The sequence below is a fragment of the Nocardia sp. bgisy118 genome, from assembly GCF_057708605.1.
Genome location: NZ_JBYISM010000047.1, coordinates 16,680 through 37,753, shown reverse-complemented (window position 1 = coordinate 37,753; position 21,074 = coordinate 16,680). Strand labels below are relative to the sequence as shown.

Annotated in this window: 14 protein-coding genes; 3 read left to right on the top strand and 11 right to left on the bottom strand. The window is 66.7% G+C overall.

What is annotated here, in order from left to right; genetic code table 11:
• Positions 1 to 98: 98 nt before the first annotated feature.
• Positions 99 to 281 (bottom strand): hypothetical protein, encoded by a 183-nt coding sequence (locus tag AC3EO7_RS36385; RefSeq protein ID WP_435593695.1) that lies wholly within the window; start codon positions 279 to 281, stop codon positions 99 to 101.
• 83 nt (positions 282 to 364) lie between these two features.
• Between AC3EO7_RS36385 and AC3EO7_RS36380 the strand changes: the two genes are divergently transcribed.
• Together AC3EO7_RS36380 and AC3EO7_RS36375 are read left to right on the top strand one after the other, a co-directional pair.
• Entirely contained in the window at positions 365 to 1,567 is a 1,203-nt protein-coding gene (locus AC3EO7_RS36380) for a pentapeptide repeat-containing protein (RefSeq protein WP_435593694.1), read from the top strand.
• A gap of 386 nt (positions 1,568 to 1,953) precedes the next feature.
• Complete coding sequence (locus tag AC3EO7_RS36375; RefSeq protein WP_435593693.1) at positions 1,954 to 3,063, top strand: hypothetical protein; 1,110 nt, start codon at positions 1,954 to 1,956, stop codon at positions 3,061 to 3,063.
• 315 nt (positions 3,064 to 3,378) lie between these two features.
• Here the strand turns inward: AC3EO7_RS36375 and AC3EO7_RS36370 are convergent, their stop codons facing one another.
• Entirely contained in the window at positions 3,379 to 5,106 is a 1,728-nt protein-coding gene (locus AC3EO7_RS36370; protein WP_435593692.1) for a recombinase family protein, read from the bottom strand.
• A 44-nt stretch (positions 5,107 to 5,150) separates the two neighbouring features.
• Between AC3EO7_RS36370 and AC3EO7_RS36365 the strand changes: the two genes are divergently transcribed.
• Positions 5,151 to 5,876 (top strand): helix-turn-helix transcriptional regulator, encoded by a 726-nt coding sequence (locus AC3EO7_RS36365; RefSeq protein WP_435593691.1) that lies wholly within the window; start codon positions 5,151 to 5,153, stop codon positions 5,874 to 5,876.
• Position 5,877: 1 nt separating this feature from the next.
• On the opposite strand, the gene AC3EO7_RS36360 is transcribed toward AC3EO7_RS36365, so the two are convergent.
• From AC3EO7_RS36360 to AC3EO7_RS36320, 9 genes are all read right to left on the bottom strand, one after another.
• Complete coding sequence (locus tag AC3EO7_RS36360; protein ID WP_435593690.1) at positions 5,878 to 6,525, bottom strand: DUF8020 domain-containing protein; 648 nt, start codon at positions 6,523 to 6,525, stop codon at positions 5,878 to 5,880.
• A gap of 341 nt (positions 6,526 to 6,866) precedes the next feature.
• Positions 6,867 to 7,541 carry a hypothetical protein gene (locus tag AC3EO7_RS36355; RefSeq protein ID WP_435593689.1) on the bottom strand — a complete coding sequence of 225 codons (675 nt, stop codon included), beginning with the start codon at positions 7,539 to 7,541 and terminating at the stop codon, positions 6,867 to 6,869.
• Positions 7,542 to 7,813: 272 nt separating this feature from the next.
• Positions 7,814 to 11,767: a DNA-directed RNA polymerase subunit beta' gene (locus AC3EO7_RS36350; protein ID WP_431965320.1), complete on the bottom strand. Its 3,954-nt coding sequence runs from the start codon at positions 11,765 to 11,767 to the stop codon at positions 7,814 to 7,816.
• 109 nt (positions 11,768 to 11,876) lie between these two features.
• Entirely contained in the window at positions 11,877 to 15,368 is a 3,492-nt protein-coding gene (gene rpoB, locus AC3EO7_RS36345) for a DNA-directed RNA polymerase subunit beta (protein WP_431965322.1), read from the bottom strand.
• Positions 15,369 to 15,825: 457 nt separating this feature from the next.
• Positions 15,826 to 16,497 carry a hypothetical protein gene (locus AC3EO7_RS36340; RefSeq protein ID WP_431965324.1) on the bottom strand — a complete coding sequence of 224 codons (672 nt, stop codon included), beginning with the start codon at positions 16,495 to 16,497 and terminating at the stop codon, positions 15,826 to 15,828.
• Positions 16,494 to 17,195, bottom strand: a complete 702-nt coding sequence (locus tag AC3EO7_RS36335; RefSeq protein WP_431965326.1) for a hypothetical protein — start codon at positions 17,193 to 17,195, stop codon at positions 16,494 to 16,496. The genes AC3EO7_RS36340 and AC3EO7_RS36335 overlap by 4 nt, the downstream gene beginning before the upstream one ends.
• A gap of 107 nt (positions 17,196 to 17,302) precedes the next feature.
• Positions 17,303 to 18,544 (bottom strand): MCE family protein, encoded by a 1,242-nt coding sequence (locus tag AC3EO7_RS36330; protein ID WP_431965328.1) that lies wholly within the window; start codon positions 18,542 to 18,544, stop codon positions 17,303 to 17,305.
• The gene (locus AC3EO7_RS36325) at positions 18,541 to 19,806 is read right to left on the bottom strand and encodes an MCE family protein (protein WP_435593688.1); all 1,266 of its coding nucleotides are present in this window, start codon (positions 19,804 to 19,806) and stop codon (positions 18,541 to 18,543) included. Before AC3EO7_RS36325 ends, AC3EO7_RS36330 begins: the two co-directional genes overlap by 4 nt.
• Positions 19,803 to 21,074, bottom strand: coding sequence for an MCE family protein (locus AC3EO7_RS36320; protein WP_431965332.1), 1,272 nt, complete (start codon positions 21,072 to 21,074; stop codon positions 19,803 to 19,805). The genes AC3EO7_RS36325 and AC3EO7_RS36320 overlap by 4 nt, the downstream gene beginning before the upstream one ends.

Genomic DNA, 21,074 nt, shown 5'->3' with positions numbered 1-21,074 from the left:
CGGCCATCGGCCACGCGTCGGTCGGCGGCAACCGCTCTGCCTGGCGAGCGCGGCTCCGTGCCGCTTCCCCGCAGCCGGTCGGAGACGTCTGCCCTGGCTCACTGTCGGCTGGTGCGAGTCGCCTGATGTCGGTCTGCCACTGATAGAACACCAGGCTTCGGCTCGTCGACCGCCTCGACGATCGCCCGGTTGGGGTCGCCGTCGACGCCTATCTCGCCGACCCGGAAGACATGGATGCCGCCCACGACGAGGCATGCCTGGGAGCCTTCTGCAATCGCCACGTGGAGCGGGTTAGCCGCGCAGACCAACAGGTTCGGTTCGCTGCAAAGCTACCGGGATAGCGCGCCGTCGGTACCGTCTTCTCGTGTCTGAGGTAGAGAAGACGACCGAGACGGCCGTCGAGATGAGTGCTGACCGTGGACTGGTCATGATGCGAAGCCGATCGCTTTGGTTCGGCCTCGTGGGCACGACAGTCGGCGGTGGAGCGGCGGGGTTCGGTGCAGCCCTGTTGTTCGGAGTGCAGGCGGGGTTTTCGCAGCCGCTCGCGACATTCCTAGCTGGGGCAGGAGCGCTCTCCGCGGGCATCCTGGCCTACCTCAACGGTGAACGAACCCGTGATCTCACCAAGCGGCAACATGAAGCTGACACGAGGCGAGAGCGAGAGCGTCATCAGGAAGACTCCCGTCACGCGAAGGAGTCGGCGCTACGTGATCGCTACACCGCGATTGCCGCCCAGATCGCCGACGAGTCCGCCGCGATTCGGCAGGCTCGCGTATACGCGCTGACTGCGCTCGCCGACGACTGGCATGCTTTCGGTGAGGACGACGAGCGCCAGGTCTGCATCAACCTGCTCCGGTGGTACCTGCGTGTCCCGTTTCCCGAGAATGACGTCCCCCAGAGATCGGATCTGCCCGAACGCGAAATCCGGCAGACCATAGTCAAAATTCTCAGCGAACGTCGCCGCCGCCCGGCCGACGACCCGAAATCCTGGGCTACCGCCGTCCTCAGCCTGCACTATGCATCGCTGCAGAATTGCGCCTTGTCCCACTACGATTTCACCAAACTCAACCTGACTGGAGCCGATCTGGCTGGTGCGGACCTGCTCAACGCGAAGCTGACCGGCGCGAAGCTGTTGAACGCGAACCTGACCGGCGCGACACTGTACGACGCGAAGCTGACCGGCGCGTTCCTGGCCGACTCGAACCTGAGGGACGCGAATCTGATCAGTGCGGACCTGGCTGGCGCGTCCCTGAATCTCGCGTCCCTGGTCGATGCCAACCTGGCCTTCGCGAACCTGACCGGCGCGAACCTAAGCGACACGGACCTGACCGGCGCGAACCTCAACGGTGCGAACCTGACCGGTGCGAACCTGACCGGCGCGAACCTGACCGGCGCGAACGTGGCCGCCGTGAACGCGGCCAGCCCGGTCTCCTGCTGGAACGCGAACCTGACCGGCGCGAATCTAACCGGAGCGAACCTGACCGACGCGAGCTTCATATATTGCGCGACATACGACGAGACCACGCACTGGCCGGAGGGGTTTACTCCACCACAGCCGGATGCTTGACCGCCGATAGCCTTTGTTATCGGCACTCAGGGCTGCGGGTCGGCTGCCGCCGAACGCACCGAAATCGACATCACAGGGCGTTCGTCGGACACGCCCAACCTGCCAGACACGCTCGCCGATGGCGTCAGATTCCGCCGATACCAGCATCTCGGTCCCGGCGCCTGACGCCAGAGTTCACTGTCCTTTGCCAGTTGACTTGACGTATTGCCACAGTTATGGCGCAAGTGCGGGGCTTGTGCCACTAACCTGACGCGGGTCGTTCGTTCGGGGGGCCAGGGCCTAATGCAGCTGTCGATCGCCTACCGCAGGGCAACAGCCGATGCGGTGTCGGCCAGCCACGGGCTGTGTATGTCGCCGAACGTCGGCCGTCGGATAGCCTGCTCGTCGTGGCATCTACGGTCCGATACGATTCACATTGCTGGGCATGGTATTTCGGGGAATTTGAGCGTAGAAGCAACGGTGCCGACGGGATCGTGGTGAAGCGCAGTGATCTGACAGCAGCCAAAGCAGCGGACCTGACGCGCGAGCTTCGTCGTGCGTCCAACCAGCAGGGCGAGTCCGAGCGCATTCTCATCGACTATGATCAAACCGCCGAATACTTCCCGAAAAGCACTCTCGTCGAACATATCTCGTTCGAGTTGTTCGACAATCGTCTCGCGGTGAGGTTGGCTGTGCAGACCACTGATCGAGTGGACGATGATCAGCTGGTGTCACGCGTCGACAACGCCGTCGGACCACTCTTGCGTCGAGCCAAATACGTCCTCGTGGAAGTGGACGCCGAGCAGTACACCAGCACAACACCGTTCGTGCACGACCTGTGCTTCACGATGCCGACGCGCGGGAAGACAATGCAGGACATCTACACGGTCGCCGAGCAGATCAGCACCCTGTTTGGGGCGGCAGACACCGGTGCGCTCCGGCGTGACACCGCGTTGGAGCTCCTGCGCGCAGGTCATGCGAATCTTCTTATCGGGCAACCTGAAAGCGACTGGCTCGATGTGAAATCCGACCACTACGACCTGTCCGCGGAGCGAGGCAAGATTTCCCTCGCCAGCGCAGTCGCGCGATTCTGCAACGGCGAAGGTGGCGGCATCGTGCTGGTCGGTATGGACACCAAGAGGATCCCGGGAGGTGAACTGATCAAATCGGTTCGCCCGGTGCCGATCGATGTGCAAACCCTTCGCCGCTACCGGCAGGCCATCGAAAACCGCCTGTTCCCGTTCCCGTACGCCTTGCAACTCGACACCGTCGAAACGAGCCCGGGCCAGGGGCTGGTGATCGTGTCGGTGCCTGCCCAGGAGGAGGAGCTGAAACCGTTTCTCGTGCACGGCGCGATCGTCGACGGCCGGGTCGAAGGCGCGTACATCAGCATCGTCCGCCGCAGCGGCGAGGACTCGATTCCTATCAGCGCCCAACAGATCCATAGCACCCTCGCTGCGGGACGGGCATTGCTGCGGCGCGGGCAATTGCGGACTAACAAGCACCAACCCAACTGAGCAGACCTCGATCCGCGCACGGCGGCGTCTTACCCCGGGTTGTATCCGTTACCGCGTGAGTGGCATCCTGCACACGATCGACAGAACGACCGCCGGTAAGCTCCTACTCACGCGGGCTGCCATCCCGTGTCTCTGCGGTCGACCTTGGTACCGACGCCGCGCACAAAGTCGCGTCAACAATTTGGCAAGAGCCCCAGACCGCCGTCTGCCACATACTTGACACACCGCTGCTCGCAGTCAGTGTCCTGCGCCAGCTAATTTGGCAACGGACATTCACCGATAACCGCCGTCAGGATTCACCAGCGGAGCCAGTGACTATAGGTCCCGCCACACGATCTCGACCGAGGATGTGTCGAACCGCCACGCCTTGCCGTTCTGGTCGACCCACTTCGCGGCATACACCCGCGCGGGTTTGACGATGACCTTCTCGATCAGCCGCGCGGCGGCCTCATGCCGCCAGCGCGAACCCTTCGTATCCCACGCCCTACGCAACTCACCCGGCGTGGACCCAATATCGGCCAGCACAGCGAGGGCCGCCGCTCCACGCAACGAATCCTGTTCGGCACGAAGCGCTTTCAGTGTCTGCTTCAGTCCCGCGATGGTGCGTTCGATCACCCGCAAGTCGTCGGCGTCACCGGCACCGGTCAGCACCTCGGTACGGCGGTCGGTTTCGGCATCCAGATTTCCCGCCGTGGTCTCGATACGCTGTTGCAGTTCCGCGATGCGCCCGGCATTGTCGTTCCCCCGATCCAGCCGCGCCAGAATCTCCGGGTGCTCGTACGCGGCGATCACCTGCTGCGCGACATACATCTCCAACGCGCCCGCATCCCGGGACACCCGCCCGCACCCACACGCCACCCTCGCCGAATCCTTCGCCCGACACACATATCGGCGCTGAACAACGGTGCCGTTCTTGCGTTCACGCTCCAACTGCGAACCCACCAACCAGCTACCGCACCGCTGCCCGGCCCGCTCGCTACCCTCGGGCCACACACTGCCGCACTCGGCCAGCCCGGTCAGCCAATACTCACCGTTACGCGCACGCGGGCGATCGGGATCCTTCGCCCGGCTGTGCGCCTTGATCGCCGCCCGCATCGCGTCATGCTCGGCGCGAGTGAACACAGCAGGCCACCGCGCCCGATGCCGCGTCCTGGTACGCTCATGCACCCGAATACCGTTGCCCTCAGGGTTGTCCAAGCACGCGCACCGCTGCCCGTTCGCGTCGGTGTGCTCACCCAGGTCGTAGACGACATACGCCTCCAACAGCAGCAACTCGCTGAGCTTGCCCACCCGCCACAGCTTGCCCTCGGACGTGGTCATACCCCGAGCGTTCCAGTCAGTGACGATGGTGGTCTGCGACTCCCCGTTGATGATCCGGTCCCGCGCTTCATACAGAACCGCAACCTCGTTCTCCCGCAACGCATACCGGTCAAGAATGTCATCACCGGTAATGGGGTGCGTGCCAACGACTTTGCCGTACCCGAACCGGCGCGAACCGCCCTGCATTACGCCCTTCGCGGCCTCCTCACCCATCCGGTCCAGGAGGTTTTCGGTGTTGGTTTCCCGGTACTCGGCCGCTTCGGCGACCTTCACCATGAAATTCTTGCGGCCCGCGCCCGTGGTCAGGTCGTATTCGGTGTCCTTCATGAACACATACCGCACCCCCTCAGCACGGCCGAGCTTCATCAGCTCGTTGCCCAGGTCGTAATCACGAGTCAACCGCGCCACATCACGAGCAAGCACGATCTTCGCCGGGCCGCTGGCCACCAGCGCCAGCAGATCCCGCAACGCCGGACGATCCGCGTCCGCGCCGGACAGATCGTTGTCACAGAAGATCCGCGCCAACCGCAACCCCTTCCGAGCCGCATAGGCGACCTCGTTCTTGGCCTGCAACTGCACCCCCTCCGCACGGTCCTTCTCATCCCGCGAAATACGGACATAGCCGTACACCCACTCCGCAGGGTCAACCCCGGCCACCCCAGCAGCCAAGGCAGCATTGATCTCGACAAGCCACGCCGGTTCCGTATACGTCGTCCTAGCCATACCACCAAGCTAGCGACGGAATGTATAGCGAACATGTCGCTGGTATGTCCACCGACTACTACACGCGGCTGGAGCAGGCGCGCGGCCCGCGGCCGTCCACCCAGGTGCTGGCGTCGCTGGCGCGGACGCTGCGATTCAGCAACGACGAGCGCGACCACCTCTACCACCTGTGCGGACACCAGCCGCCTGGCCCCGCGCTCGGCGACAAGCACGTCGGCCCCGGACTGCTGCACATGCTGGCCAAGCTCGACGACACCCCGGCGGCCGTGGTCACCGATCTGGGCGAGGTGCTCGTGCAGAACCGGATGCACACGCTGCTCGTCGGCGATCGCGCGGGCAGCCGGGGTCTGGACCGCTACTACGCCTGGGGCTGGTTCGCCGACCCCGCCTCGCGCGGGCGCTTCCCGGAGGAGGACTGGGATCGCCTGAGTCGACAGCACGTCGCGGATCTGCGCGCCACCGCCGCCCGCCGCGCCGGGGACGCAGACGTCACCGAGTTCATCGGGGCGCTGCGCGCGGCGAGCGCCGAATTCGAGCGGCTGTGGACCGAACACGAGGTCGCGGTCCGGCTCTCGGACACCAAGCGCATCGTGCACCCGGTGGTCGGGTTGATCGACACCGTGTGCGAAACGCTGCTCACCCCGAACGCGGCCCAGCGCCTGCTGGTCTACCTGCCGCGACCGGGGACCGACGCCGCCGAGAAGCTGGAACTGTTGCGGGTGGTCGGGACGCAAGATTTCAGGCCCACGCCCTCGACCGAGCGTCGCTGAATCAGGGCTGACCGGTGAGGTACGCCTGGGCCGCGTCGATCGCGGGCTGGCCGCCTGCCTGGTAGAGCCCGGCGAACGCGCCGATCACGCCGCCGACGACCGTCGTGATCGGGACGGTGATGAAGTCGAGCACGAACAGACCCAGCGGGAATCCGACCAGGAAGCCGATGCCCGCGCCGATCGCCGCGCCCGCCAAGATCTGCGGCATGGCCTTCTCGGCTTCGGCGAAGAAGCGCTCCTGCGAGCTGATCTCACGCACCGGAGCGTCCGACATCGCGGCGGGCGCGAGGGTCAGCTCGGTGCCCGCTTCGTTCACGAGCGGGGTGAGGTCGATGCGGTGACCCTCGATGTGCAGGGTCATCGGCAGGGCGGCGACGACCTGGCCGGTGCGGTCGGCGATGGTGACGATCCGGTTGTCGCCGACCAGGCCGAAGCGGCCTTCCTCGAGCGTGGTCACGGTGGAGCGCCGATCCTCGGAGACGGCGACGCGGTAGCCGATCTCGTGGAAGACGCCGCCGAGATTCAGCGCCGCCGCGGCCGGTGCGGTCTGCGCGGGCCGGTCCGCGGGTTCGGCGTGCACGACGCCCGCGCTGATTCCGGTGGCCGCCAGTGCCAGCAACGCCGTCGCGGTGATTCTGCCGATCCTCATCCTGTGCTTCCTGTCGCGCCGTCCGGTTCGCAATGTCCGGTTTGTCCGCCGACAACTTACCGGTCGCCGGGCGGCTTCTGAAGGGCGTCAAGGTAATTGGGTGTGATCTAACAGAGTCGGTCAGTCATGGATGTCGGCGCTCGAGCGCTGAAGACAGACCCTGAAGCGGCGGTCCTCGGTCGGCCGACCGGCGGTGAGCTCGGCGAAGACGGCGCGCTGCCCGTCGCGAGCGTCGCCGAGCAGGCGTGCGATGCGGCGAGGTACGGCGGCGGTCGATCTCGGATTCGGACCGGACGAGAGAGCCCGCCGCGGTGGCCTCGCGGACGGCGCTTCGAGGTCGTTCACCCGGCGGCGCGCAGGCGGACCTCGTTGATCAGGTGGAGCAGGGTGTCCAGGGTCGCGGGTGGGCCGGTCAATCTGGCGAAGGCGAGGGTGTCGACGGGGCCGGCGGTGTCGGCAGCGAAGGCATAGGTCATCGCGACACGCAGCCTGGGCTCGCCGTCGATGTCGGCTGCGGATTCCGTGAAGGCGGTCGTGGGATCGGTTGCGCGCCAGCGTGATTCCGCGCCTATCAGTTCGGTGCGGAAACCGGCCTGCTCGATATCGCCACAGGGTGCGAGACAGGAGTGCACGCCGATCCAGCCGCCCGCGCGACTGCCACCGCGCTCGTCGGCGCACGTCCACACCACATCGGCCCGCAGCCGCTTGCTGCCGCCGATGCATCCCCAGGTTTCCGGAACGTCGAAATCGAACGGCATACCGCGCAGACCGCGCATCGGCGTGAGGCGCGTATCCGGGCCGTATGTCCGACCGGCCACCGGCCCCGGCGTGCCATCGCGTACCAACCGCACTGTGGGCCGCCGCGGCACCTCCCTCGGCAACGCGACCGGAATCCCTTGCGGCGGCGGCCCGATCACCGACGTCACCGGCCCCGCGCCAGGCGTGTCCTGTTGCAGCTCGGCCTCCCACAGCGCGGCCGTCCCCAAGCAGAACGCCACCGACACAACCAAACTCACCACCGCCCCCGCCGCCGTCCTCCCGCGCACGGCCCCCCGCCGTCCCCTATTCCATTTCAACGCACTGCCGCCCACGAACGCGCCCCCTTCGCACACTCAGCCGTCCGGGCCGCCCCGACACCGAACCAGCGCCAAGCCGTGCCACATCCTAACTGCGCCAACTTATTTCAGGAGCGACATCAAAAATCTGGGCTGTCCTCGGGTCGCCGGGAAACGCGAACGGCCCCCGCTCCGGAAAGGAGCGGGGGCCGAAGGCTATCGGCGGCTACCGATTACCGGTAGTCGCTGAAACCGTAGTCGTCCAGCGGGACCGCGGCACCGGTGGTGGCGCCGAAGCTGTCCGGGCTGTAGTAGGTGTCGTCGTAGGACGGCACCGCGTACGCCGCGGCACGAGCCTCTTCGGTCGGCTGCACCTGGATGTTCCGGTAGCGGTTGATACCGGTTCCGGCCGGGATCAGCTTGCCGATGATCACGTTCTCCTTGAGACCGATGAGCTTGTCGGAGCGGCAGTTGATCGCCGCGTCCGTCAGGACTCGAGTGGTCTCCTGGAAGGACGCCGCCGACAGCCACGAATCGGTGGCCAGCGACGCCTTGGTGATACCCATCAGCACCGGGCGGCCCGAAGCGGGCTCGCGGCCCTCGGAGACCACGCGGCGGTTGGAGGACTCGAACTCGGAACGCTCGGTGAGCGAGCCGGGCAGGAACTCCGTGGCGCCCGAATCGATGATCGTCACGCGACGCAGCATCTGGCGCACGATGACCTCGATGTGCTTGTCGTGGATCGACACACCCTGCGAGCGGTAGACCTCCTGGACCTCGTGGACCAGGTGGATCTGCACCTGACGGGGGCCCATCACGCGCAGCACCTCGTGCGGATCCGCCGCGCCTTCCAGCAGCTGCTGGCCGACCTCGACGTGGTCACCGTCGGAGAGCAGACGCTCGGTGCCGTCGTCGTGCTTGAACACACGCAGACGCTGACGCTTCGAGAGCTTGTCGTAGACAACCTCTTCACCACCGTCGTCCGGGATGATGGTGATCTTGTAGAAGCGGTCGTCATCCTCGAGCCGCACGCGACCCGAGACCTCGGCGATCGGCGCCTTGCCCTTGGGCACGCGAGCCTCGAAGAGCTCCTGAACACGCGGCAGACCACCGGTGATGTCGTCACCTGCGACACCACCCTGGTGGAAGGTACGCATGGTCAGCTGGGTACCGGGCTCACCGATGGACTGCGCGGCGACGATACCGACGGCCTCACCGATGTCGACCAGCTTGCCGGTCGCCATGGAGCGGCCGTAGCAGGTCGCGCACACGCCGGTGCCGGTGGTGCAGGTCAGCACCGAGCGGACCTTCACCTCGGTGATACCCGCGTCGAGCAGCGCCTCGATGGCCGGGTCGCCGAGGTCGGCGCCCTTCGTGACCACGACGTTGCCGGACACGTCCAGCGCGTCGGCGGCCAGGGTGCGGGCGTACGCGGAGGTCTCCACGTGCGCGTCGCGGATGATGACGCCGTCGAGCTGCTTCTCGGCGATCGGCACGACGATGCCGCGCTCGGTGCCACAGTCGTGCTCGCGCACGATGACGTCCTGCGAGACGTCCACCAGACGACGGGTCAGGTAACCCGAGTCGGCGGTACGAAGCGCGGTGTCGGCCAGACCCTTACGAGCACCGTGGGTGTTGATGAAGTACTCCAGAACCGTCAGGCCCTCACGGAAGGAGGACTTGATCGGCCGCGGGATGAACTCACCCTTCGGGTTCGTCACCAGGCCCTTCATACCCGCGAGGGTACGAGTCTGGGTGAAGTTACCCGTGGCGCCCGAGTCGACGATCGTGATGATCGGGTTGTCGGCCGGGTAGTGCGCGCGCAGCGCCTTACCGACCTCTTCGGTCGCCTCCTGCCAGATCTTGACCAGGGCGTTGTTGCGCTCCTGGTGATCGAGCGCACCACGCTGGTACTTCTTCTCGATCTGATCCGACTGCGCCTCGTAGCGCTCCATGATCTCGGCCTTCTCCGGCGGAACGAGAACGTCCGACATGGAGACGGTGACACCCGAACGCGTGGCCCAGTAGAAGCCGGCGTCCTTGAGCTTGTCGACGGTCTGCGCGACCACGATCATCGGGTAGCGCTCGGCGAGATCGTTGATGATCGTCGCCTGCCGCTTCTTCGGCATCTGCTCGTTGATGAACGCGTAGTCCGCGGGCAGCAGCTCGTTGAACAGCACCCGGCCCAGCGTGGTCTCGGTGGTCCACGCGTCGCCGCGCTGCCAGCCCTCCGGGAACAGCTCCGCCTCGACTTCCTTCGGCGGACGCTGGGTGGTGAGCCGCACCTTGATCTGGGAGCGCACGGTCAGCTCGCCGCGGTCGACAGCCATCTGCGCCTCGGCGGGCGAGGAGTACACGCCGAACTCAGGCTCGTCCTTCGTCGCGGGCTTGTACTCGCCCTTGGCGCCGTCGACCTGACGGGTCAGGTAGTACAGGCCGGTCACCATGTCGAGACGCGGCATGGCGAGCGGACGACCCGACGCGGGCGACAGGATGTTGTTCGAGGACAGCATCAGGATGCGGGCCTCGGCCTGCGCCTCCGCCGACAGCGGCAGGTGCACGGCCATCTGGTCACCGTCGAAGTCGGCGTTGAACGCCTCACAGACCAGCGGGTGCAGCTGGATGGCCTTGCCTTCGACCAGCTGCGGCTCGAAGGCCTGGATGCCGAGGCGGTGCAGGGTGGGCGCACGGTTCAGCAGCACGGGGTGTTCGGCGATGACCTCTTCGAGGACGTCCCACACCTGCGGCCGCTGCCGCTCGACCATCCGCTTGGCGGACTTGATGTTCTGCGCGTGGTTCAGGTCGACCAGGCGCTTCATCACGAACGGCTTGAACAGCTCCAGCGCCATCAGCTTGGGCAGACCGCACTGGTGCAGCTTCAGCTGCGGACCGACGACGATGACCGAACGGCCCGAGTAGTCGACGCGCTTACCGAGCAGGTTCTGACGGAAGCGGCCCTGCTTGCCCTTGAGCAGGTCGGACAGCGACTTGAGCGGACGGTTGCCCGGCCCGGTGACCGGACGGCCGCGGCGGCCGTTGTCGAACAGGGCGTCGACGGACTCCTGCAGCATCCGCTTCTCGTTGTTGACGATGATCTCGGGCGCGCCGAGGTCGATCAGTCGCTTGAGGCGGTTGTTGCGGTTGATCACGCGACGGTACAGGTCGTTCAGGTCGGAGGTAGCGAAGCGGCCACCGTCGAGCTGAACCATCGGGCGCAGCTCCGGCGGGATCACCGGAACGGCGTCGAGCACCATGCCCATCGGCGAGTTGCCGTTGGTCTGGAAGGCCGCGACGACCTTGAGCCGCTTGAGCGCGCGCAGCTTCTTCTGGCCCTTACCGGTGCGAATGGTCTCGCGCAGGTTCTCGGCCTCGGCCTCGATGTCGAAGTTCTCCATCAGCTTCTGGATGGACTCCGCACCCATGGCGCCGGTGAAGTACTCGCCGTAGCGGTCGGTCAGCTCGCGGTAGAGCACCTCGTCCACGATGAGCTGCTTCGGGGCCAGCTTGGTGAAGGTGTTCCAGATCTCCTCGAGCCGGTCCAGCTCGCGCTGGGACCGATCACGGAGCTGGCGCATCTCGCGCTCGCCGCCGTCCTTGACCTTGCGGCGCACGTCGGACTTGGCGCCCTCCGCCTCCAGCTCGGCCAGGTCGGCTTCCAGCTTCTGCGCGCGGGCCTCGAGGTCGGCGTCACGCTGATCGGCGACGGCCTTCTTCTCGACCTCCATCTCGGCTTCGAGCGTGGAGAGCTCGTTGTGGCGCAGCTCGTCGTCGACGCCGACGATGACGTAGGCGGCGAAGTAGATGATCTTTTCCAGATCCTTCGGCGCCAGGTCGAGCAGGTAGCCCAGGCGCGACGGCACGCCCTTGAAGTACCAGATGTGCGTGACCGGCGCGGCCAGCTCGATGTGGCCCATCCGCTCACGGCGCACCTTGGCGCGGGTGACCTCGACGCCACAGCGCTCACAGATGATGCCCTTGAAGCGGACACGCTTGTACTTACCGCAGTAGCACTCCCAGTCCCGGGTGGGACCGAAGATCTTCTCGCAGAAGAGGCCGTCCTTCTCCGGCTTCAGCGTGCGGTAGTTGATGGTCTCCGGCTTCTTCACCTCGCCATAGGACCACTGGCGGATGTCTTCGGCGGTGGCAAGGCCGATCCGGAGTTCATCGAAGAAGTTGACGTCTAGCACGTAACTTCCTTTCCCCTGTGCGGGTCGAATTCGAGCAAAAGTTCACTAGTTGGTTGTTCGCGATGGGCGCGGATGTCGTCGGTGACCGAGTTCCTCCGCGCCCGACCGCCTAGTTCGCCAAATCGTCGACGGTGGCCGCTTCGTTCCTGGACAGGTTGATGCCCAGGTTCGCCGCGGCGCGCTCCAGGTCCTCGTCCTCGCCTTCGCGCAGCTCGATCGCGGCGCCGTCGGAAGACAGCACCTCGACGTTGAGGCACAGCGACTGGAGTTCCTTGAGGAGCACCTTGAACGACTCCGGAATGCCCGGCTCCGGAATGTTCTCGCCCTTCACGATCGCCTCGTAGACCTTTACGCGGCCCACGACGTCGTCGGACTTGATGGTGAGCAGTTCCTGCAGGGTGTAGGCAGCGCCGTAGGCCTGCATCGCCCAGCACTCCATCTCACCGAAGCGCTGACCACCGAACTGCGCCTTACCACCGAGCGGCTGCTGGGTGATCATCGAGTACGGGCCGGTCGAACGCGCGTGGATCTTGTCGTCGACCAGGTGGTGCAGCTTCAGGATGTACATGTAGCCCACGGCCACCGGGTACGGGAACGGCTCGCCGGAGCGGCCGTCGAACAGGGTGGCCTTGCCGTTGTCGTCGACCATGCGCTCGCCGTCGCGGTTCGGCAGGGTCGAGGCGAGCAGACCGGTCAGCTCCTCCTCGCGAGCGCCGTCGAACACCGGGGTGGCGATGTTCGAGTCGGCGGGCGCGCCGAACATCTCCTCCGGCAGGTTCGCCGCCCAGTCCGGGTTGCCGTCGACCTGCCAGCCCGCCTTGCCGATCCAGCCCAGGTGGGTCTCCAGGATCTGGCCGATGTTCATACGACGGGGCACACCGTGGGTGTTCAGGATGATGTCCACCGGGGTGCCGTCCGGCAGGAACGGCATGTCCTCGGTCGGCAGGATCTTGCCGATGACGCCCTTGTTGCCGTGGCGACCGGCGAGCTTGTCGCCGTCCTGGATCTTGCGCTTCTGCGCGACGTACACGCGGACCAGCTCGTTGACGCCCGGAGGCAGATCGTCGTCGTCCTCGCGCGAGAACACGCGGATGCCGATGACCTTGCCGGACTCGCCGTGCGGCACCTTCAGCGAGGTGTCGCGGACCTCGCGCGCCTTCTCACCGAAGATCGCGCGGAGCAGCCGCTCCTCGGGGGTCAGCTCGGTCTCGCCCTTCGGGGTGACCTTGCCGACCAGGATGTCGCCGTCGCGAACCTCGGCGCCGATGCGCACGATGCCGCGCTCGTCCAGGTCGGCGAGCACCTCGTCGGAGACGTTCGGGATGTCCCGGGTGATCTCCTCGGCGCCCAGCTTGGTGTCGCGGGCGTCGATCTCGTGCTCTTCGATGTGGATCGAGGTGAGGACGTCCTCTTCCACGAGGCGCTGCGACAGGATGATCGCGTCCTCGTAGTTGTGGCCTTCCCACGGCATGATCGCCACAAGCAGGTTCTTGCCGAGGGCCATCTCACCGTTCTCGGTGCACGGACCGTCGGCCAGGACCTGGCCCCGCTCCACCCGCTGACCCTCGTCCACGATCGGCCGCTGGTTGGAGCAGGTGCCCTGGTTGGAGCGCGCGAACTTGCGCATCCGGTAGGACTTGCGGGTGCCGTCGTCGGCCATGACGGTGACGTAGTCGGCGGAGACCTCCTCGACCACGCCGGCCTTCTCGTTCACCACGACATCGCCTGCGTCGGTCGCGGCGCGCAGCTCCATGCCGGTACCCACGATCGGGGCCTCGGAACGGATCAGCGGCACGGCCTGACGCTGCATGTTCGCGCCCATGAGGGCACGGTTGGCGTCGTCGTGCTCGAGGAACGGGATCATGGCGGTCGCGACCGACACCATCTGGCGCGGCGAGACGTCCATGTAGGTCACCTCGGTCGGGGCGACGAACTCCATCTCCTCGTTGCCACGGCGCGCGAGCACCCGCTCCTCGAGGAAGTTGCCGTCGGCGTCCACCGGCGAGTTCGCCTGGGCGCGGACCTCGCGGTCCTCCTCGTCGGCGGTGAGGTACTTGACCTCGTCGGTGACCCGGCCCTCGACGACCTTGCGGTACGGCGTCTCGATGAAGCCGAACGGGTTGACCCGCGCGTACACCGACAGCGAGCCGATCAGGCCGATGTTCGGGCCTTCCGGGGTCTCGATCGGGCACATGCGGCCGTAGTGCGACGGGTGGACGTCTCGGACTTCCAGGCCGGCGCGCTCACGGGACAGACCACCCGGGCCCAGCGCCGAGAGGCGGCGCTTGTGGGTCAGACCCGACAGCGGGTTGTTCTGGTCCATGAACTGCGACAGCTGGGAGGTTCCGAAGAACTCCTTGATCGCGGCGACGACCGGGCGGATGTTGATCAGGGTCTGCGGCGTGATGGCCTCGACGTCCTGGGTGGTCATGCGCTCGCGGACGACGCGCTCCATGCGGGAGAGGCCGACCCGGATCTGGTTCTGGATCAGCTCGCCGACGGTGCGCAGGCGACGGTTGCCGAAGTGGTCGATGTCGTCGACCTCGACCGGCACCTCTTCGCCGCCCGGGGCGGTCATGACCTTGTCGCCGGAGTGCAGGCGCACCAGGTACTCGATGGTGCTGACGATGTCTTCCTTCGTCAGCACCGAACCGATGACCGGCTCGTTGAGGTGGATGCCCAGCTTCTTGTTGATCTTGTAGCGACCGACGCGAGCCAGGTCGTAGCGCTTCTCCTTGAAGAACAGGTTCTCCAGCAGGGTCTGCGCGGACTCCTTGGTCGGCGGCTCGCCCGGACGCAGCTTGCGGTAGATGTCCAACAGCGCCTCGTCCTGACCGGCGGTGTTGTCCTTCTCCAGGGTGGACATCATGATCTCGGAGAAGCCGAAGCGCTCGACGATCTCCTCGGTGGTCCAGCCCAGCGCCTTCAGCAGCACGGTGACCGGCTGACGACGCTTGCGGTCGATGCGCACACCGACGGTGTCGCGCTTGTCGACATCGAACTCCAGCCACGCGCCGCGCGACGGGATGACGCGCACGCTGTGCAGGTCCTTCTCGGTGCCCTTGTCGATCGTGTGATCGAAGTAGACGCCCGGCGAGCGGACCAGCTGCGAGACGACGACACGCTCGGTGCCGTTGATGATGAACGTGCCCTTGTCGGTCATCATCGGGAAATCACCCATGAAGACCGTCTGGCTCTTGATCTCACCGGTGTTGTTGTTGATGAACTCCGCGGTGACGAACAACGGCGCCGCGTAGGTCATGTCCTTTTCTTTGCACTCGTCGATCGAGGCCTTGACCTCTTCGAAGCGCGGGTCCGAGAAGGACAGGGACATGGAGCCGGAGAAGTCCTCGATCGGCGAAAGCTCCTCGAGCACCTCCTCGAGTCCACCGACTAGGCCGACGTCGCCGCGAGCGGCCGCGCGCTCACGCCATTCCGACGAACCGACCAACCAGGAGAACGATTCCGTTTGTAGATCGAGAAGACCCGGCACTTCCAAGGGTTCACGGATCTTCGCGAAGGAGACCCGCTTAGGGGCTCCAGGGATACCGGCAACTGCCTTGGTCTGGGTGGAGACTGCCAAGATGCGTCCTTCCAGCACCTCACGCGCGTCGCGTGGTGGTCCGCGACCGTCGCTTGCTTCTGCTACGAATTCCGCTGGTCACAACCCGAACGAAACCCGAACAGGCAACAACGGAAGTAACACCGGAAGGCGAAACTTACGTGTGCGAATCGAGGTATGGACAGGAGGCAGCCAGCGCAAAGTCCAAACCTACACTCCTAGACACGGAGGTGTCAAAGTACCACCCGTGTGATCCTCCACGCCGCTGGCGCGCCGTGGGGTCAGCGCACCGGGGCGCCGTGGGCAAGCGGCCCGCTCGCCGACCCCGCTCGGGCGATGCCCGGCACCCGAATCGCTGGCTGCGTCGAGAGCTACGGGGCGGCTGAAACCACTTGTGACAGCTGCCGCTGTTGTGAATAGCGTGACGGGTCGGGCGAAGCTCGTCAAGTGCCAGGACCGACCCGCCCCTGCCGGAATACAGCGGTGCCGACCAAGATCACTGGTCGACGATGCCGCTGGCCAGCCAGCGACCGTCCACCTTCTGCATGCGCAGCACCACCGGACCCGCCACGCTCTGCTGCGCGACGCCGTCCTTGGTGGCGCTCACCACGAGGTTCACCAGCAGCTCCGCCCGATCCTCGGTGAGCATCGTCACCCCGATCGGGTCGGCCTTGGCATCGGCGCTGGTCTGCGCCTGTCGAATGGCGTCGACGGTGGTGCCGGCGAACTTGTCGAGGTCGGTCAGCATGCTGCCGGTGACCACCTGGCGTACCGCGGCCTCGTAGCCATCGATGGTCGCGATGTCGTACCCGTAGATGGTCCGCAGGGCATGGTCGGCGGCGGCGCGCACTTCCTCGGTCGCGCTCGTGTCGACGAAGGCCCGGTTGTCGTCGGGCACGCCGGGCCGCAGCGCGGCGAGGACGGCGAATCCGGCGAGCAGCGCGACCGCGACGAGTGCGGCGGCGACCGGAGCCCAGGAACCGGTGGACGGAACGCGGGGCCGCGACACACGACGCTGGCGGCTCGCGGCGGCGCTCGCCTTTTCGTCGCGGGCCGGGACGTCGCGCGGACGCGCGGAGGCGACCTTGGGCTTGCGAACGGGGCGCGCGGCGGGCTGCGCGGTGCGCCGCTTGGGGGTGACGCGGTTGACGGGGCGGCGGTCGGTCATCGCGGTCCCTCCTGCGCGGGCGCCCCCTGAGTCGGTGCGGGAGCGGCGGGCGACTGCGCACCCGGCTGCCCGAGCCCGGTCGGGCCGGGGCCTTCCAGCAGCACCGGCTGGGTCAGCGAGGCGACCTGCTCGGCCTTCCAGACGTCGCCGTCCTTGGTCATGTCCAGGCTCCACGTGTACCGGTAATCGGAGACCGACTTGTCCGGCTTCGACTCGGACACCTGGAGCACCACCAGCGCCGACGCCTTGTCCCGCTCGCTGTTCAGCGCGGTCAGCGAGGCACCGAGCACCTTGGACTTCATCCCGACGCCCGCCTGCGCGGCCATCTGCTCGGACTGCTGCTGGTTCTTCGTGGCCGACTCCAGGATCGGGCCGGTCATCGACGACCTGGCCAGCGCGAGCGAGCCCGGCACGTCGTCGAGGTTCATCGAGGTCATGTTGATCGCGGCCTGGCGCGCGGCGTCCAGCGCGGAATCGCGGGCGTCGGCGCGCGGACCGTCGGTGAAGAACGCCGCGCGGACCCAGCCGCCGCCGAGCCACAGCGCGGCCACCAGGGCGACGACGAGCGCTCCGAACACGACCGCGGTCACCGCGACCGGCGGACGGCCCGCAGCGGTCTCGGCCGAGGGCTCGGCAGCCGGGGTTTCCGCGGACCCGGTCTCGGCGGACACCGATTCCTTGGACTGATCAGAAGTCACGACTCAGCCTCGCTGGCGCTCGGCTGAGCCGTGCCTAGCACGCTGTGTTGATGGTTCACTCGCTGGCGCTCGCTCACGACTGCCAACCATAACGTCATCCTTCCTGGTCACCGCTTCGGCGTGACCCCCATCAGGGTGGCGAGCTGCACGGCGATCGGGTTCAGGTTCAGCTTCTCCGGGTCGACCTTGGGGTTGTCGTCCCACGGTTGCGAGATACTCGGATCGGCCAGATCGGCCCGCTCGCCGCCCCGGACTGCGGTCGGATTGCCGAACGGCACAAGGCATTTCGCGTCCTTGTTGAACGGGAACTCGTCGCGGGTGTCGTCGAAGTCGGGGTTCTGCGCCTTCATCTGGTCGAGGATGCGCTGGGTGCCCTCGTAGCCGACGGTGCAGGCGGGCGGGTTGTTGGTCTCGAGCACCAGACCGAAGTGGCTGGTGCCGTCGCCGGGCGCGGTCGCCGACGCGCCGAGCGACAACTGCGGCAGCATCTGCAGCAGCGGCCGCAGCGCGTAGAACTTGGGCGAGATGCTCTGCAGCAGCACACGCAGGTTGGCCAGGTCCTCGGTGAGCGCGCCGCCGCTCTCGTCGAGCAGGGCGCCGACCTGTTCGCCCGCGTCGGTGCCGGTGCCGATCAGCCTGCGTATCGCGGGGTCGCTGGCGCGCAGCTGCACGGAGAGCCGGTCCAGGCCGTCGCTGAACCGCCGGATCGCGTCCCCCTGCTCGGCCTGGGTGGCGAACACCACCCTGCCGTCGCGAATCAGCTGGATGGTCTGCGGCAGCGTCTCGTGGAACGTGGTGGTGAACTCGTTCAGCGACTGCAAGAAGACCTGCAGGTCGTCGCCCTTGCCGTCGAATGCCTTGCCCAGTTCGGTGACGGTGGTGTTCAATGCCTCCAGATCCACCGTGCTGGTGAAGTGGTCGACGCTGGAGACCAGCTGCTCCACCGAGATCGGCGTCTGCGCCCCTGCGATGACCGAGCCGTCCTTCAGATACGGGCCGATGTCGCTGTCGGGCTGCAGGTCGACGTACTGCTCGCCGATGGCCGACCGGTTGGCCACCACGGCCTTCGCCGAGGCCGGGATGCGCGGCGAGTCGGAGTCGATGACCAGCGTCATGCTCACGCCCTCGTCGGTGAGCTCCACCCCGCCGACCCGGCCGACCGGAACGCCGCGATAGGTCACCTCGGCGCCCTTGTAGATGCCGCCGGTCTGCTTCGCGTCGACCCGCACGTCGTACTCACCGAAGCCGAGCATGTGGTCGAGCCGGATGTACTTGGCGCCGACGAAGATCACGCCGATCACTGCGATCACCAGGAAGACGATCAGCTGGTTGCGAACGAGCCGGGTCATCGCGGCTCACCCCCTCCTTCGGCGCCGCCGGGAGGCATCACGCCGAACTGGTCCAGCAGCGGCCCGAGCGGGTTCGGCACGGGTGCGCCCGGCACGGGCAGCACCGCCATGGTCGGCGGCAGCGGAATCAACGACACCGTTGGCCAGCCGGGGCGCGGGCCGTTGCCGTTGTAGTACGGGTTGGACGGATCCACGTTCACCGGCGGGCCGTACGGCGGCGGGATGTACACCGGATCCGGTTTGCCGACACCGAGATTGCTCAGCGTGACGCCGATCTGCTGGTCCACCGACAGCCAGGTGTTGACCTGGCCGCCGAAGGTGCCCTCCAGCGAGGAGTCGGGGAACGGGTAGGTCGGGATCAGCGGGAACGCGGTCACCAGGTCCGGCGCGGCGCGGCCGAGCTCTTGCAGCGTCGGCCGCAGCGAGTTCAGGTCGCGGATCAGGTCGTCCTTGGCGGTGTCGATCACGTCGAAACCGGCCTGGCCCACCCGGTCCAGCTGGGTGAGCAGACCGATCAGTTCGGGCCGTTGCTCTTCCAGGATCCTGATGCCCTCGGGGAGCTCGTCGAGAATCCTGGCGATCTGCTCGGTCTGGCCGCTCACCCGGCTGCTGAGCACGGCGAGCCCGTCGATGGCCCGGGTGATGTCGTCGACCTGCTCGTCGAGCCCGCCGATCAGGGTGTTGGCCTGCTCGATCAGCGAGCGCACCCGGTCCTCGCGACCGCCGAGCGTCTTGTTCAGCTCGGTGACGATGGGTTGCAGCTGTGCGACACCGCCGCCGTTGAGCAGCAGCGACATGGCGCCGAGCACCTGCTCGATCTCGGTGGCGTGGCGGGTGTGCTCGACCGGGATCACCGCGCCGTCGGCCAGCTTCGCCGGATCCGGGTCCGCGGCGGGCGCGGAGAGCTCGATGAACTTCTCGCCGAGCAGATTCGATTGCCGCACCTCGGCCCTGGCATTGGCGGGCAGGTCGACGGAGGAGTTGATCAGCGTGCGGACGCTGGCGGTCCAGCCGTTCTGCGCCAGCTCGATGTCCTCGACCCGTCCCACCGGCACGCCCTCGACCTTCACCGCGGACTGCGGCACCAGGTCGAGCACATCGTCGAAGTGGATGTCGACGTGGATCGGATGCGGGCCGACGTCGGCGCCGCCGGGCAGCGGCACGCTGTAGATGCCGTCGGCGGCGCACGAACTGATCAGCGCGGCCGAGACGGCGAGCGCCGCCGCCGACAGCCCGCGGACGAACGGCTTGGTCGTCTTCATCGCTCACCTCCCTGCTCGGACGGCGGCAACTGGTTGGACGGCGTACCGGGCACGGTGCCCGGCACGGGATCGCGCTGCAGGTTCTCGCCGGAGAGGATGCCGAACGGCAGGATCAGCGTCGGGGTCTTCACCCCGGCGGTGATCTGGTCGGTGATCTCCTTGCAGTGGTCCAGGACCGGGCGCATCTGACGGCCGAGCGCCTCGAAGCGAGGATCGCCCGGCATCAGCTTCGACAGGTCGAGCATCTTGCACACCACGCCGAACGGGTCCTGCAGGTCGGTGAAATTGGCCCGCATGTCGAGGGTTCCCGATTCCGCGTTGTGGATGTTGATCAGGTTGCTCAGCGCGAGCGGGATCACCGGCAGCGCGGCGGCGAGATCGTCGCGCTGGTCGGCCAACGTCTTGGTGAGGGTGGTCAGCGCCTCGGCGTTCTCCGCGACCAGCGCGCGGTTGTCGTCGATGAACCGCGCGACGTCGCCGAGCGCCACCGAGAGCAGTTGCAGCGCGTCGCCGAGATTCTGCCGCTCGTCGGCCAGGAATCCGGCCAGATCGGCCAGCTGGCTGTTGAATTCGCGCACCTGCTGATCGTTTCTCGCCAACATGCTCACGAAGTTCTGCAGGTTCTTGACGGTCTCGAAGATGTCGCCGCGCGCCTCGGACAGGTACCTCGCCGCGGCCGAGAGCTGAGTGATGCTGTTGGCCAGCGCCTCACCGTTGCCGGAAAGGTTGGCCGCCGAGGTGCGCACGAGTTCGTTCACCGCGCCGTCTTTGTTGGCGCCGTCCGGACCGAGCGCGTCGCTGAGCTCGGCGATGCTCTTGTAGAGCTGGTCCACCTCGACCGGGGTGACGGTGCGTTGCCGCGGAATCGTCGCGTTGCGTTCCATTTTCGGGCCACCGCGGTAGACCGGCGTCAGCTGGATGAAGCGATCGGAGACGACCGAAGGGGTGATCTGTGCGGCTTGCGCGTTGGCGGGCACGTCGTATCCGCGGTCGACGCTCATCACGATCTTCACCTGGTCGCCCATCGGCTCCACCGACTCGACCCTGCCCACCGGCACGCCGAGGATGCGCACGTCGGAGCCCTCGTAGATGCCCACCGAGCGATCGAAATAGGCGGTGATCCTGGTGGTGGTCAGCCGATCGAAGCCCCACCACAGCACCCACCCGGCGACCAGCACCAGGACGACGCCGAGCGCGATGCCGATCTTGGTGCCCCGGCCCGACTCGCGGAACGCGGTGAGCGGATCGCTGCGCCAGCTCGCGGCCAC

Bases quoted from the DNA above. Each gene is read 5' to 3' on its own strand.
- AC3EO7_RS36370 (WP_435593692.1), bottom strand. From the start codon at position 5,106: ATGGCTAGGACGACGTATACGGAACCGGCGTGGCTTGTCGAGATCAAT.
- AC3EO7_RS36365 (WP_435593691.1), top strand. From the start codon at position 5,151: ATGTCCACCGACTACTACACGCGGCTGGAGCAGGCGCGCGGCCCGCGG.
- AC3EO7_RS36360 (WP_435593690.1), bottom strand. From the start codon at position 6,525: ATGAGGATCGGCAGAATCACCGCGACGGCGTTGCTGGCACTGGCGGCC.
- AC3EO7_RS36340 (WP_431965324.1), bottom strand. From the start codon at position 16,497: ATGACCGACCGCCGCCCCGTCAACCGCGTCACCCCCAAGCGGCGCACC.
- AC3EO7_RS36330 (WP_431965328.1), bottom strand. From the start codon at position 18,544: ATGACCCGGCTCGTTCGCAACCAGCTGATCGTCTTCCTGGTGATCGCA.
- AC3EO7_RS36325 (WP_435593688.1), bottom strand. From the start codon at position 19,806: ATGAAGACGACCAAGCCGTTCGTCCGCGGGCTGTCGGCGGCGGCGCTC.